The following is a 14,514-nucleotide window of genomic DNA, read 5'->3' on the forward strand; positions in this document are numbered from 1 at the left end:
TGACAAATTTTTTATTTTTTTTAAATTCCATAGAAAAATAGGAGGTTTTATGAAAAAATTTTTTATAATCTTTTTGTTTTTTTGCTTTTTTCTGTTGACCTGTGGTTCTTCTAATGAGGTGCCTACTCAACCAGAGCCAGATACTACACAGCCAGACACTACACAACCTGCACCTAAGAAGCTTTGTGCTCTTACCTTTGACGATGGACCTGATTTGGTTAAGACTGCTTTAGTCTTAGATAAGTTGGAAAAACATAATGTTGTGGCTACTTTTTTTGTTATAGGAAATAAGGTAAATAAAAATACGAAGTCTGTCTTAGAACGCGCTGTTTTGAGGGGGTGTGAGATAGCAAACCATTCTTTTGAACATGCAACTATGACCTCCTGGAAGCCAAAACAGATTAAAGAGTCAGTCCAAAAAACCAATGATTCTGTATATAAGTATGCTAAAGTTCTTCCTAAGTTCTTTCGTCCTCCAAACCTTGCTGTAAATAACACAATGTTTGAGGCAATAGATCTTCCTTTTGCTGAGGGTATTCTTGGATATGATTGGGCAGCATGTAATACCACAGCTTCAGAGCGAGCGGATAGCATTCTCAAATATATAAGAGACGGTGCTATAATTCTGCTTCACGATTTTCAACCTGATCCTCATCCAACACCCGAAGCGTTGGATATTCTTATCCCTGCTCTTAAGGACCTTGGCTATGAGTTTGTTACGTTGAGTGACTTATTTAGTAGAAAAGGGATAAATCCTTTTGTTGAATACAAAATGTGGAAATATGTAGAATAGCAGTTTTCTTTTTTATCTAATTAAAATCATTTTTTTCGTCTCAGAGAATTTTTTGTCTTTTGCTTTAATTATGTAGAAATATACACCGTTGGGTAATTGCGATGCATCAAATTTTGCAGAATAAATTCCTGGAGATAACTCCTCTTCTCTAAGGACTGCGACTTCTTCACCAAGAAGATTATATACTTTCAAGGAGATAAAAGATTTTTCAGGAACTCCAAAATTAATAGTCGTATAAAGAGAGAAAGGATTAGGATAGTTTTGCTCTAAGATGTAGGTTTTGGGAATTTTAGATGAGAAATCCTCTTCCACATAGGAAAGAGAGGTATCTCCTTCGATTAAAAACTTGATAGTTTTAAGTTGGAAAAGTCTATCCGTGCCACTTCCTTTGAATTTTAAATAAACGTCGTGGTTACCAGAAACAGGATCTACTTTTGTCTTAAATACCTTAAAAGTTTGCCAGTCACCTGTAGTGGTAATCTCACATTCTGCAATTTTTCTCCCAGTGTCAAGAGAATCAAGCCAAACTTCAATAATTCCACCAGAAGTTGCGGATGAGGCTGAAAATCCAAGAGAATCCGGGGCTTTTGGATAATCAGAATTTCCTCCAAATTCAACCCCTGCATATAAAGCCCAGTCATTATTATGAATGCTATCTAAGAATTGGGGTCTTCTATAAGTTCCAAATTGGTTTGCTGGGCAAGCAGCCATCATTGGTGTGTATGCATCTCGATAAATATATAGATCAAAAAATGCAGGAGTATCCCCTTTAACATATAATCCCTGCCTTGTTCCAGTGAATGTCGTGTAGTCAGAATATGAATCAATTATAGAAATATTAATGTTTCCCCCCAGTTTTATCCAATTGATTCCATCTTCGCTGTAAAAACCACTAATGTTGTGGTTATTCCTAATAATTCTGAGCCATAAAGTATCTCCTATTAAATTAGGGACTTCGTATTTTGTATTTTCAAAACTAAATACAATTACTTTTTCTCCATTATCATTTACAGAGCTATATAATTTTAAAAACTTTGTTTCATCTCCTCTCATAATCCAGAGTCCTGCCTCATCATTTTGTGATTGTGGAGTAAAGTCAAGGCGGGTTATAAGTGAATAATTATGTTCTCCATCATTCTTTATAATTGTGGTTGGTTTTGAACTGCTCTTAGGAGATAACCGCAACCATCCAGGACGTTCAGTAAGAGAATGTTTTTCTTCTGGGGTGTAACCTAAAAATGACCATTCTGGATTTAACTCTAGAGAATCAAAGAAATCAGAATGTGGGACCATCCATGGAATGCCACTACTTGGCAGATTTGGTGCGGTGAAATAAGTATTTATGGGATAATCGGCGGTGGGTTTTAAATTTTCGTCATAATGAACTTGATTTAAAAGTCCTTGTCGCCCTTGTCCTTTCCAATCATCTTTTGCATAAAGAGGATGGAGAACCCAGTGGGTGCTATCATCAAGCATTACAACAGGGGAAGCGTGATTTGGTCTTGTAAAAAGAGAAGTGTTTTTCTTAGGGTCATTCTCATTGAAAAAATCACCCAACATTTCCCATGAGGAAGAATCATCAGTAAGAATAGGGCTTCTCATTACATATTGCCCTCCACCTAAATCCCTCGCAAATGAATAATAGTAATAACCTTTATATTTCCACATTACAGGTCCTTCTGCCCAACTGTATGGGTAATTAGGTGCTGGATTTAACCAGGATAGATTATAAACCACACCTGTAGGTTGTCCCGTAGAGTCCAATTCTACAATTGCATTATTCGGTTGGAGATTTTTTACAAGAAGATACCATTTACCATCATCGTCAATGAATATTGAATTGTCATAGCCTAATGTGTAGGGAAGTTGTGGAGGATCGTTAATTGTTACTGGATCGCTCCAAGGTCCTCTGGGGTCCTCTGCTGTCACATAGCGCATATGCCCTCCAAGAGAGAAGAAATGCCAGTATTTACCTTTATAGTAAACCATATGACCTCCCCAACATCCACCCCCAGGTTGATCCCCATACTCTGGCCAGGAGGCCCTTACAGGTTGAGCAATTGCTTCCCAATGAACTAAGTCTGTAGAGTGATAAATAACTGGTGTTACGTTAAAAGAGGAGCCTGTTGTATAAAAATCGTTTCCAACTCTTGTTAAAGTGCAATCCGGATGGTCTCCAGGGATTACAGGGTTTATATAAGTTTGAAAAGATGGCGACCCCCCATATCCATATATTCCGATAATTAAATAACAACTTACTAATACAAAAAATCTTTTCATTTTTCCTCCTTTTTTCTTCCTAATACCCTTTTTATAATTATAAATATTATTCCAGATTTGTCAAGATTTTTATTATTTGGATAAAAAATTAAGTCAATCAAAAAAGTTCCAACTTGACATATTGGAAATAAAATCTAATATTCCTATATGGATTTAGTTATTAGGGTAGTTAAGAAGAGATACTTTCCTAAGTTTGTATGTAAATTATTGATAAAAGAGAGTCATAAGATTGAAAGTAAGATTTCTCTCTCCTTATTGTTTTTTGCTTCTATTTTGCCTTATTATAAGGTTTTTTTGAAAGGAATCTCTCTCAAAGAGTTTTGGCTTGGAAAGAAGGATTCTATTTTTGGTCAAACTTTAGATCTTTTGAGTTTATTGAAGGAGGAACTGTAACAATGGAGATCTTTAAGAATGGATAGAGAAATTCATGTTTCAGTTTCTATTCTTGCTGAGGATTTTTCTAAACTTGGAGAGATTTTAAGAATAATAGAAGACTCTGGAGGAGATTCTGTCCATCTTGACGTGATAGATGGGGTTTTTGCTCCAAACATTACTTTTGGGCCAGTTGTAATAAAAGGGATTAGAAAATTATCAAAGCTCCCTCTTCATGCTCATTTAATGATAAAATATCCTGAAAAATATCTTGAAGATTTTGTAAAAGCAGGGTGTTCTTGGATTTATTTTCATCTTGAGGCAGAAGGTGAACCTTTAAATATAATAAACAAATTAAGAAAAATGAATGTTAAAAGTGGAATTGTATTAAATCCAGATACTTCAGTTGAAACTGTAAAGCCTTATTTAAGGGAGGTCGATTCTATCCTTGTTATGAGTGTTTATCCTGGTTTTTCAGGTCAGAAATTTATTCCTGAAGTTCTCAAGAAGATAAAGGAACTTAGGCAAAGTTCTCCTACTCTTGATATAGCTGTGGATGGGGGAATTAATGATGAGACAATCGATTCGGTGCTTAGTGCAGGAGCGAATGTAATAATTGCAAATTCTTATATATTTTCTTCTAAGGATAGAGCTTATGCCATAAGGCGACTTAAGGGGTTAAAGTGAAAGAAAGAATTGTAATTCTTGATTTTGGCTCTCAATATACTCATTTAATTGCAAGGAGAGTTAGGGAATTAAAGACTTATGCTGTGATTCTACCTCCGGACACTCCCCCAGAAGATCTCGCTGACGCTAAAGGAATAATCCTCTCTGGAGGACCTTGGAGTGTTTTTGAAGAAGGAGCTCCTTTCCCTCATAGAGAGATTTTTGAGTTAGGTTTGCCAATTCTTGGTATTTGTTATGGATTACAGATTTTGGGTAAAGTTTTTGGTGGGGAAGTTTTAAGTTCTAAATTAAGAGAATATGGAGGAGCAGAATTTTTCCCCGGAGAAGATCCGATTTTTAAAGGATTGTCAAAAAAAACAATTGTATGGATGAGTCATGGAGATAAATTAACTAAAATTCCTCCTGAATTTAAGGTTATTGGGAAAACACTTAACTCAGAATTTGCAGCAATAAAAAAGGGAAATATTTATGGGCTTCAGTTTCATCCTGAGGTTACTCATACTAAGGAAGGGAAAAAAATTTTAAGAAATTTTCTTTATTCAATTTGTAAGGTTGAGGGTGAGTGGACTTCTTCTTCTTTTCTTAAAATTGCTAAAGATACAATAGTAAACGGATATAAAGGAGATGGTAAAGCTGTTTTGGCTTATAGTGGTGGGGTTGATTCTACAGTTTGTGCTGTCCTTGCAAGGAAAATTTTGGGAGAAAAATTTATTCCAATATTTGTGGATACTGGTCTACTAAGGAAAGGGGAAAAAGAGGAAATAAAAATGATGGCCGAAAGATTGAGCCTTGGAATAAGAGTTATAGATGGAGAGAAGACCTTTTTGGATGCTTTAAGAGGAATTGTAAATCCTGAGGAAAAGAGAAGAATTATAGGAAAAAAATTCATAGAACTTTTTGAAGAAGAGGCAAGAAAAATAGGAGCTAAGTATCTTATTCAAGGGACCTTATATCCAGATAGAATAGAGAGTATGCCGAGTGTAGGACCTTCTCATACGATAAAAACCCATCATAATGTAGGAGGTCTTCCAGAAAATCTCAATCTTATTTTGATAGAACCCTTAAAAGATTTCTTTAAAGACGAGGTGAGGAAGATTGCCAAACTTTTGAAGATCCCAAAAGAGTTTTACAAAAGGCATCCTTTTCCAGGACCAGGTCTTGCTGTTAGAATTATAGGTGAAGTAACTAAGGAGAGATTGGAAATTTTAAGAGAAGCTGATTATATATTTATAAATACTTTGAAAAGTCTAAATCTTTATAACTCAATATGGCAAGCTTTTGCAATTTTTGTTCCTGTTAAGACTGTTGGAGTAATGGGAGATACAAGGACCTATGAGAATCTAATAGCTCTTAGAGCTGTAAAGAGCTCTGATGGAATGACTGCCGATTGGTTTCCTTTTAAGAAGGAAGCTCTTAGTAATATTGCCAGGCGAATAATGAATGAGGTTCCGGGAGTTAATAGAGTTGTTTATGATGTAAGTTCAAAGCCTCCAGCTACTATTGAATGGGAATAATAAATTTTATTTTATCAATTTCTGAGTTAATTCTTCCTTCTGGTGTTCAAATTTTTAAAGACGAAGAGTGTTCTGTTCCAAAGATTTCTGTGGGTTTTGAGCTAAGCCCAATAGCTAAAATTATTCAAGATAAGATAGATCTTTTCGAGAGAGATGGATATAATTATTATTATCTCAAAAATCCTCAATCTATTTATAGCTTTTCTGAGTTTATTTCTTTACTTTGTAAAGGGGAAATTTTTTTTGTTGAGAAAATTGAAGAACCTATAAATCTTCTTAGACTTGTCCTTAAGGATTTTCCTCATTGTTCTTCTCCTATTGTGAATCTATCAATAGGGATTACTGGAGATATAAATGAGGAGGAAGTTATAGAATTGGCAAGATTAATTCCGGATTCAATTATTTCTTTACATAATTCATATTATAATTTGGAGAGAGTTTTTGGAAAACACATATATAGAGGCAAAGAAAATTTTATTGCCAATTTTTCTCCTCCCCCTTATTCAGAAGATTTCTGTTCTTTCCTGGTTTTTCTTAAAGTTATGAATAATAGAGAATTTAGAGTTAGGTTTTCTCCAGAGACCGCTCCCTCTCCTTTTTTTATTTATCTATCTATAGAGAAAGTTCCTTTTCTGACTTTATATCCCTCAGAAAAAGAAATAAAAAGGGCTGCTTTAGACTTGTTAGGTTGGGTAGTTAGTTTAACAAAAGAAGAAAGTAGAAGTAAACTTTTAGTTTTTATGGCCTCAATGGGTGTTGAAATGGACACTTTTAAAAATTGGATTCTTGAACTTGAAAGTTTGGAAGAAGAGAAAGTTATTAATATGTGGAAGAGATATTTGATGGATGGATTTGTGGCTTGTTGTGATTCAATTCTAATTAAAAAGCTTAAGGAAGTTTTTCCTGAAAGTGAAGTTTTAGAATGAAAATAAGGCTAACTCAATGGTTTATTTTGTTTCTTCTTTTAATAGGAATTTTTCATCCCGTTTTTCTTTTTAAGAAAAAAGTTCCTATTTATGGGGTATTGCTATTTGATAGAAGTGAGTCAATGAAAGGTGCTAAAGATGTTGAGATTGTTTCTCAATACCCACTAAAAAAGGTTTATTTTGGGGAGGGGAGAGAGGGGACGGATATTGGAGAAGCTCTTCTTGATGTAAAAAGAAAATATGAAGAGGCGAGGTTCATCATTCTTTACTCTGATGGTTCTAATACAAAAGGAGAAAATCCTGTTGAAGTGGCAGCAAGACTTGGGATTCCTGTTTATTTTTTAATTCCAGAGTTTGATAAAGGTGTTTCTGGATTTATTTCGGTTTATGGCCCTTCTTCTAGTACCTTTGGAGATTCTGTTAAGCTTACATTATACTATTATAATGTTGAACCAAAAGCTTTATTAGAAATAAATTATAACGGAACGATTGAAAGAAAAGAGGTAAGAAAAGAAGGAATCTTTGATTTTTCTTTTTTCCCTTTTGTTGGGGAAAATAATATTGAGATTTTTCTTTTGAGTGGAAAAGACACTGTGGATAAGGTTAGTTGGACGGTTAAAGTTAAGGATAAGAAAAAGCTTCTAATTGTGGAAGAGGTTCCTTATTGGAACCATAAATTTATAAAGAGATATTTTGAAGATAAAACTTGGAAAGTAGAGGAAGGGAGAAATTTCAAGATAGATAACGATAAATATGATATTATTTGTATTTTGGAAGATCCTTCTAAATATATTGAGGAAATAGAAAGGTATCTTGGGAAAGGAGGGAATGTTATTATTGTAAGTGAGGTTCCTGTAGAACTTAATTTTTTACCTGTGATTGCCGGAAATTTAAGTAAGTCTTCTGGGAAGCTTCCTGAAAGTTTTTGCATAAAACCCGGAGGAATAAAAAGGGCTTCGAAAGAGATTGAGGTGGAAGGGGAGATTGTGGGCTATAAGATGCTTTTTAAAAGAGGAATGGTTATTCAGTTTACTTATCTTGAACTTTGGAGGCTTGCTATTTTAGGAGGTCTACAAGAGGAAAATCTTTTTAGAAAGGTAATGGATAATTTAGTGCGGGAGTTGATAGAGGAGGAACCAAATTTTTCTTATTCTAAGAAAATACTTGAAGGGGATGATTTCATTCTCCGTTTTAATAAGCCTCTGGAAGGTGTCTATTCCTTTTTCTGGGATGGGAAGAAAAAATTGTTAGGGGGCGATTCGGTAATAGTTAAGAGTCTAAAAAGAGGAAAACACTATTTTAAAGTTGAATATGATGGTGGGGTAATGGAAGATGAGATAGAAGTTGTGGAAAGAAAGAAGGATAAAATTGGGATAGATACTTTTCTCCTCTCTGGGATAGGGAAAGTTAGTGGAGGTGGAGAATGGAAAGGGGAGGTAAAAATGGAAGATTTTATGTTTAAAGAGAGGGAAATTTTAATAAATCTTCGTCACAACTGGTTTTTTATTTCTTTTTTAATCTTGCTTTTGTTTTTCGATTGGTTTTTGTGGCTAAAGGAAAAAAGTTAAAAGGAGGATTATTTTGCATGAATGGGCTTTAGCAGAAGCTATTGTAAATACTGTTTTAAGATACAAAGAAGAAAATAGGCTTTTAAAAGTTAATAAGGTTCTTGTTAAGCTTGGAAGTTTACAAGAGATAGAGAAGGAAGTTTTAATTTCCGCATTAGAAGAATTTTTAAAGATGAAAAAATTAAAAGTGCAATTTATAATAGAGGAAGAGGAAGCTTCTTTTAAATGTAGAATTTGTGGAGAAAAATGGAATTTCAGGGGAAGTCCCTTAAATGAGAGTGAGAGAGAGAGAGTTCATTTTATTCCAGAATTGATTAAAATTTATTGTAAGTGCCCTTCCTGTGGGAGCTCTGATTTTGAGGTTTTAAAAGGAAGAGGAGTTTGGATTGAGTGGATAAAAGGAGAAAGTCTACCTTAAAAATTTATTTTTATGGATCCAAGATTTAATATTATTGATGAGAGACTTAAAGAAGTAAAAAGAATAATTGGTATTACAGGAGGAAAGGGAGGTGTTGGGAAGAGTTCGGTTGCTTCTCTTATGGCTCTTCTTTTTAAAGATCTTGGAAAAGAAGTTGGGCTTTTAGATCTGGATTTTAGTAGTCCAGCTCTTCACATAATTCTTGGATTTGAAGACGTTTTCCCTAAGGAAGAGAAAGGAATTATTCCACCCATTGTAAAAGGAATTAAATTTATGTCTATTGTTTATTTTGTAGGAGATAACCCTTTACCTCTTAGAGGGGAAGATTTCTCCAATGTTTTAATTGAACTTATGGCAATAACAAGATGGGAGAAGCTTGATTATCTTTTTATTGATATGCCTCCTGGAATTGGAGACTTAATGTTAGATGTTATTAGGGTGATAAAAAATATAGAATTTGTTATGGTTGGGAATCAGTCTAAGTTGAGTTTTGAAACTTTGAGGAAAGTTCTATTAGTATGTGAGAAGCTAAGTAAAAAGGTAATTGGATTAATTGAAAATATAAATCTTCCGAAAGTAAGTTATGAAGAAAACAAATTGAATTTACTTAAAATACCCTTTTTGGGAAGAATAAATTTTGATAAAGAATATGAAGAATGTTTTGGCGATCCCGAAAAACTTCTAAGTACAAATTTTGCAAAGGATTTGAGAAAGATAATTAATATGAGTTTATTGAAAAATTCTTCAAAACTGGGGATATAGAGAATCTCGTAAAAGAGCTTTTAGGAAATAACCTTTATTATTGAATGGGATAAAAATCCAGCCTTTTTGACTTTTGATGTAGAATTTTTGGGTGGACAACTATTCCTTTGCACTTGACAAAAATATAAAATATGATACTTTCAAACAAATATATTTTTAAAGGGCGCTTTTCGGACCTAAAAGGAGGAAAAATGCCTGATAAAGTTTATGTTTTTGATACAACCCTTAGAGATGGTGAGCAGGCCCCAGGGTTTAGTATGAATGTAGATGAGAAAATAAAAATGGCTCTCCACCTTCAAAAATTAAATGTAGATTGTGTGGAAGCAGGTTTTGCAATTGCTTCAGAAGGAGATTTTGAAGCGATTACAGAAATTTCGAAAATTTTGAAGGGTCCGGAAGTAGCCAGTCTGGCTAGGGTAAAAGAAGTAGACATTGATCGCGCTTGGGAGGCTTTAAAATACGCTAAAAGACCCCGTATTCATGTGTTTATAGCAACATCTCCTATTCATATGAAGTATAAGTTAAAAATGGAGCCTGAGGAAGTTCTTGAAGCAGCTGTAAAAGGTGTTGAATATGCAAAGAAATACACAGATAATGTTGAGTTTTCTGCAGAAGATGCAACAAGATCAGAGCCAAAATTTCTTGCAGAAATTTGTAGGGCTGTGATAAGGGCAGGGGCAAGATATATAAATATTCCTGATACTGTTGGATATACAACTCCAGATGAGTTTGCCAATTTGATTTCTTTTCTTAAAGATGAGATAAAGAATGAGGCAGTTATAAGTGTTCATTGCCATAATGATCTTGGGCTTGCTGTAGCGAATTCTATTGCAGCTGTGAGAAGAGGGGCAAGACAAGTTGAATGCACAATTAATGGGATTGGAGAAAGAGCAGGAAATGCTTCTATGGAAGAGATTGTAATGATAATTAAAACAAGAAAAGATATTTTTGATGTTAAAACAGATATAAACACAAAGCAAATTTATCCTGCAAGTAGAGCACTTTCTTTAATTACAGGCATTCAGGTTCAGCCTAACAAAGCTATTGTTGGGCGAAATGCTTTTGCCCATGAGGCAGGTATTCACCAGGATGGAGTCCTTAAAGAAAGAAGCACATATGAGATAATAAAGCCTGAGGATATTGGACTTCCTTCGAATAATTTAGTTCTTGGAAAGCACTCAGGTAGACACGCTTTTAGGAAAAAATTAGAAGAGCTTGGGTATCAATATTCCGATGAGAAAATAGACGAACTCTTTAAAAGATTTAAGGATCTTGCTGATAGTAAGAAGGAAATATATGATGAAGATATTGAAATGCTTGCAGCTTCTGAGCTTTTTGTAAAGAAGGAAAAATATAAACTTATTTCGGTTAGTTTTTATGGGGGAACAAATATTATTCCTTCTGCTACTGTGGAACTTGAGGTGGAAGGAAAGTGTTTTAAGGAAACCGGTTCTGGAGATGGTCCTGTTGATGCGGTCTATAATGCTATTCGTAAGATCGTTCGTGATAAGGTTACTCTTAAGCAATTTAGTGTTAGTGCAATAACTGGAGGTTCAGATGCTCAAGGAGAAGTTACTGTTCGTATTGAAGAAAAAGGGATTGATTCTGTAGGAAGAGCTGCGAAAACTGATATTGTTATTGCAAGTGCTGAGGCTTTTGTTAATGCTTTGAACCGTCTTGAGATAAAAAAGAAAATGAGAGAAAAAGAAGGAGAGGGAGTTTAATTTATGGGGCACACAATAACGGAGAAAATTCTTGCTGCACATGCTGGTTTGGAAGAAGTTAATCCTGGAGACCACATTTTTGCTTCCGTTGATTTTATGGTGGCAAATGATATTACTGCTCCATTAACAATTGATATTATAGAGAAGATAGAAACAAAAAAAATAAAAAATGATAAAATTGCTCTTACTCCAGATCATTTTACGCCTAATAAGGATATAAAATCTGCGGAAAATGTGAAAAAACTTAGGGAGTTTTCGAGAAAGTGGGGGGTTAAATATTTCTTCGAAACAGGTAGATGTGGAGTTGAACATTGTCTACTTCCTGAGTTAGGTCTTGTTGTCCCTGGAGATCTTGTAATAGGAGCTGATAGCCATACTTGCACATATGGAGCTCTTGGATGTTTTGCAACTGGTGTTGGTAGCACTGATCTTGCAGGAGCGCTTTTGACAGGGAAAATCTGGCTTAGAGTTCCTGAGACAATTAAAATTGAATATACGGGAAAGTTGAAAAAATGGGTTTATGGTAAGGATTTAATTCTTATGACACTAAAAGAGCTTGGAAATATTTCTGGAATATATAAAGCTTTGGAGTTTGGGGGTGAGGTAGTTTCATCTCTGAGCATATATCAGAGACTCACAATGAGTAATATGGCAGTAGAAGCAGGAGCGAAAAATGGAATATTTATTCCGGATGAAGTGGTTGAGGAATATGTAAAAGGAAGAGCAAAAAGGGAATATAAGTTCTATAAAAGTGATCCTCAAGCTAAGTATTCGGAGATAAAAAATTTTGATGTTTCCGAACTTGAACCTCAAGTTGCTTTACCTCATCTTCCTTCTAATGCAGAAAGTGTTTTAAATATAGGGAAGATAGAAATTGATCAAGTATTTATTGGTTCTTGCACAAATGGTTGGTATGAGGATCTTGAAATAGCTGCTAAGATTCTGAGAGGTAAAAAAGTTGCTCCCTCTGTTAGGTTGATAATAGCACCTCCAACACCCGATATTTATCTTAAAGCTCTTAAGAATGGATTACTTGAAATTTTTGCCGAAGCTGAAGCGGTAATTGGTCCCCCAACTTGTGGACCTTGTCTTGGAGGTCACTTTGGAGTTCTTGCTGAAGGTGAAAGAGCTCTCGCAACCACAAATCGTAATTTTGTGGGAAGGATGGGTCATTATAAAAGTGAAGTTTATCTTTCCAACCCCGCAGTTGCAGCAGCTTCTGCAATTGCAGGAAGAATTGTTCATCCTGAAGAGGTTGTATAATGAATAGAATAAAAGGCAAAGTCTGGAAATTTGGAGATAATATAGATACTGATGTTATAATTCCAGCTCGTTATCTTAATATCACAAATCCAGAAGAGCTTGCGACACACATTTTTGAGCCTCTTAAAGGGGAGAACTTTAATAAGGTGATCGCAAAGGGAGATATAATAGTGGGAGGAGATAATTTTGGTTGTGGTTCTTCAAGGGAACATGCTCCTATTGCTATAAAGGAAAGCGGGATTTCGTGTATTATAGCTAAAACATTTGCGAGAATTTTCTATAGGAATTCTTTTAATATAGGGTTGCCTCTTATAATTCATCCTGAAGCTTCCCAGGAAATCCAAGAAGGAGAAGAATTAGAGATTTCTTTTGAAGAAGGAAAAATTCTCAATAAGTCTCAAGGGAGAGAATACTCTTTTCCACCATTTGGGGATATGATTTTAGAACTTATAAAATGTAACGGATTAATTCCGTATATTTTAAAGAATTATCCTGAAATTAAAAGAGATTGGAGGGAAAGTTGAGAAGTGATGCAATAAAAAAAGGTATTGAGAGAGCTCCTGCAAGAGCTCTTCTTTATGGATGTGGATTTGATCCTAAGGATATAGATAAACCTTTTATTGGAGTCATTTCTTCTCTTACTAATATAATTCCGGGGCATATCCATTTGAGGGATATTCAAGAAGCTGTTATAAATGGTATTTATGCAGGGGGTGGAGTTCCTTTTTATTGTTCTGTTCCTGGAATTTGTGATGGAATTGCAATGGGGCATAGTGGAATGAGTTACAGCTTACCTTCAAGAGAGTTAATAGCTGATTTTGTTGAGACTTTCATAAATGCTCATCAGCTTGACGGTATTGTCCTTATTACTAATTGTGATAAAATTACTCCAGGTATGATAATGGGTGCTGCAAGACTTAAATTACCAACAATAGTTGTAACAGGTGGTCCTATGTTAAGTGGAAGATATAAAATGAGGAAACTTTCTCTTGTTCGCAATACTTTTGAAGCAGTTGGTGCTTATAAAGCAGGTAAGATCACTCAAGAGGAACTGTTTGCTCTTGAGAAAGAAGCTTGTCCTGGAGCAGGATCCTGTCAAGGCTTATATACTGCAAATACAATGGCTTGTCTCACCGAGGCTATGGGTCTTTCTTTACCTGGTTGTGCCACAGCTTTAGCTGTTTCTGCTGAGAAAAGGAGAATAGCTTATCGCTCTGGAGAAAGGATTGTTGATTTAGTTAAGAATAATGTCACTATTGATAAAATTTTAACAAGAAAGTCTATAGAGAATGGGATCAAAGTAGATATGGCTTTAGGAGGTTCTACAAATACAGTTTTGCATATTCCTGCTATTGCATACGAAGTGGGTATAGATTTGCCATTAGAAGTTTTTGATGAGATAAGTAAAGATACACCAAATATAGTTAAGATTGAACCAGCAGGAGATTATTATATGGAGGACTTAAATTATGCTGGAGGGATTCCTGCCGTTCTCAAAGTCCTTAAATCGAAGATAAATGATTGTATCACTGTTAGTGGACTTACCACAAAGGAAATAGCAGAGAATGCTGAGGTTTATGATAGTAATATAATTAGGTCAATTGATAATGCTTATGGTCAAGAAGGTGGGATTGCAATTTTAAGGGGTAATCTTGCTCCTGGAGGAGCTGTTGTAAAACAATCCGCTGTAGATGAGTCTATGAGATGTTTTACTGGGAGAGCAAGAGTTTTTAATTCTGAGGAAGAGGCAATCGAAGCTATTTTAAATAGGAAAATTAGAGAGGGTGATGTTGTTGTAATTAGATACGAAGGTCCAAGAGGTGGACCTGGAATGAGAGAAATGTTAAATCCTACTTCTGCAATTGCCGGTATGGGTCTTGAAAAGTCAGTTGCTCTTATAACTGATGGAAGATTTTCAGGAGGGACAAGAGGTCCTGCTGTTGGACATATTTCTCCTGAAGCTGCTCTCGGAGGCCCAATTGGACTTCTTAAGGAAGGGGATGAGATAAAGATTGATATTCCTAACAGAAGGATTGATGTTTTAGTGGAAGATGCTGAACTTGAGAAGAGGAGAAAAAAATTTAAGCCTTTGAAAAAACCTCTTTCCCGTGGATACCTTGAGAGATATTCCAAGATGGTTAAATCTGCTGGAGAGGGTGCAGTTTTTGAATAAAAATAATTCATAAAAAATACCCCTTGCATTTCTT

The 14,514-nt window shown here is 35.0% G+C and carries 13 protein-coding genes; 12 read left to right on the forward strand and 1 reads right to left on the reverse strand.

Going from position 1 to position 14,514, the window contains the following annotated elements:
- Window positions 1-49 precede the first annotated feature (49 nt).
- Entirely contained in the window at window positions 50-793 is a 744-nt protein-coding gene (locus ABIN61_00815) for a polysaccharide deacetylase family protein (protein ID MEO0292749.1), read from the forward strand.
- 12 nt (window positions 794-805) lie between these two features.
- On the opposite strand, the gene ABIN61_00820 is transcribed toward ABIN61_00815, so the two are convergent.
- Window positions 806-3,073, reverse strand: coding sequence for a family 43 glycosylhydrolase (locus ABIN61_00820; GenBank protein ID MEO0292750.1), 2,268 nt, complete (start codon window positions 3,071-3,073; stop codon window positions 806-808).
- Window positions 3,074-3,220: 147 nt separating this feature from the next.
- On the opposite strand from ABIN61_00820, the gene ABIN61_00825 reads away from it, so the two are divergent.
- From ABIN61_00825 to ilvD, 11 genes are all read left to right on the forward strand, one after another.
- Entirely contained in the window at window positions 3,221-3,466 is a 246-nt protein-coding gene (locus ABIN61_00825; protein MEO0292751.1) for a hypothetical protein, read from the forward strand.
- 18 nt (window positions 3,467-3,484) lie between these two features.
- On the forward strand, window positions 3,485-4,132 hold the full coding sequence (gene rpe, locus ABIN61_00830; protein MEO0292752.1) for a ribulose-phosphate 3-epimerase: 648 nt from the start codon (window positions 3,485-3,487) through the stop codon (window positions 4,130-4,132).
- The gene (guaA, locus tag ABIN61_00835; GenBank protein MEO0292753.1) at window positions 4,129-5,646 is read left to right on the forward strand and encodes a glutamine-hydrolyzing GMP synthase; all 1,518 of its coding nucleotides are present in this window, start codon (window positions 4,129-4,131) and stop codon (window positions 5,644-5,646) included. Before rpe ends, guaA begins: the two co-directional genes overlap by 4 nt.
- Window positions 5,637-6,572 (forward strand): hypothetical protein, encoded by a 936-nt coding sequence (locus ABIN61_00840; protein ID MEO0292754.1) that lies wholly within the window; start codon window positions 5,637-5,639, stop codon window positions 6,570-6,572. The genes guaA and ABIN61_00840 overlap by 10 nt, the downstream gene beginning before the upstream one ends.
- Entirely contained in the window at window positions 6,569-8,140 is a 1,572-nt protein-coding gene (locus ABIN61_00845) for a hypothetical protein (protein ID MEO0292755.1), read from the forward strand. Before ABIN61_00840 ends, ABIN61_00845 begins: the two co-directional genes overlap by 4 nt.
- A gap of 13 nt (window positions 8,141-8,153) precedes the next feature.
- Window positions 8,154-8,558 carry a hydrogenase nickel incorporation protein HypA gene (hypA, locus tag ABIN61_00850; protein MEO0292756.1) on the forward strand — a complete coding sequence of 135 codons (405 nt, stop codon included), beginning with the start codon at window positions 8,154-8,156 and terminating at the stop codon, window positions 8,556-8,558.
- A gap of 12 nt (window positions 8,559-8,570) precedes the next feature.
- Window positions 8,571-9,320 (forward strand): P-loop NTPase, encoded by a 750-nt coding sequence (locus tag ABIN61_00855; protein ID MEO0292757.1) that lies wholly within the window; start codon window positions 8,571-8,573, stop codon window positions 9,318-9,320.
- A gap of 191 nt (window positions 9,321-9,511) precedes the next feature.
- Complete coding sequence (locus ABIN61_00860; protein MEO0292758.1) at window positions 9,512-11,044, forward strand: 2-isopropylmalate synthase; 1,533 nt, start codon at window positions 9,512-9,514, stop codon at window positions 11,042-11,044.
- 3 nt (window positions 11,045-11,047) lie between these two features.
- On the forward strand, window positions 11,048-12,307 hold the full coding sequence (gene leuC / locus ABIN61_00865; protein MEO0292759.1) for a 3-isopropylmalate dehydratase large subunit: 1,260 nt from the start codon (window positions 11,048-11,050) through the stop codon (window positions 12,305-12,307).
- Window positions 12,307-12,831, forward strand: a complete 525-nt coding sequence (locus ABIN61_00870; protein ID MEO0292760.1) for a 3-isopropylmalate dehydratase small subunit — start codon at window positions 12,307-12,309, stop codon at window positions 12,829-12,831. The genes leuC and ABIN61_00870 overlap by 1 nt, the downstream gene beginning before the upstream one ends.
- Complete coding sequence (ilvD, locus tag ABIN61_00875; GenBank protein ID MEO0292761.1) at window positions 12,828-14,480, forward strand: dihydroxy-acid dehydratase; 1,653 nt, start codon at window positions 12,828-12,830, stop codon at window positions 14,478-14,480. The genes ABIN61_00870 and ilvD overlap by 4 nt, the downstream gene beginning before the upstream one ends.
- Window positions 14,481-14,514: the final 34 nt, after the last annotated feature.

This window comes from candidate division WOR-3 bacterium (assembly GCA_039804165.1).
Taxonomy (GTDB): Bacteria; Hydrothermota; UBA3072; order UBA3072; family UBA3072; genus JAFGHJ01.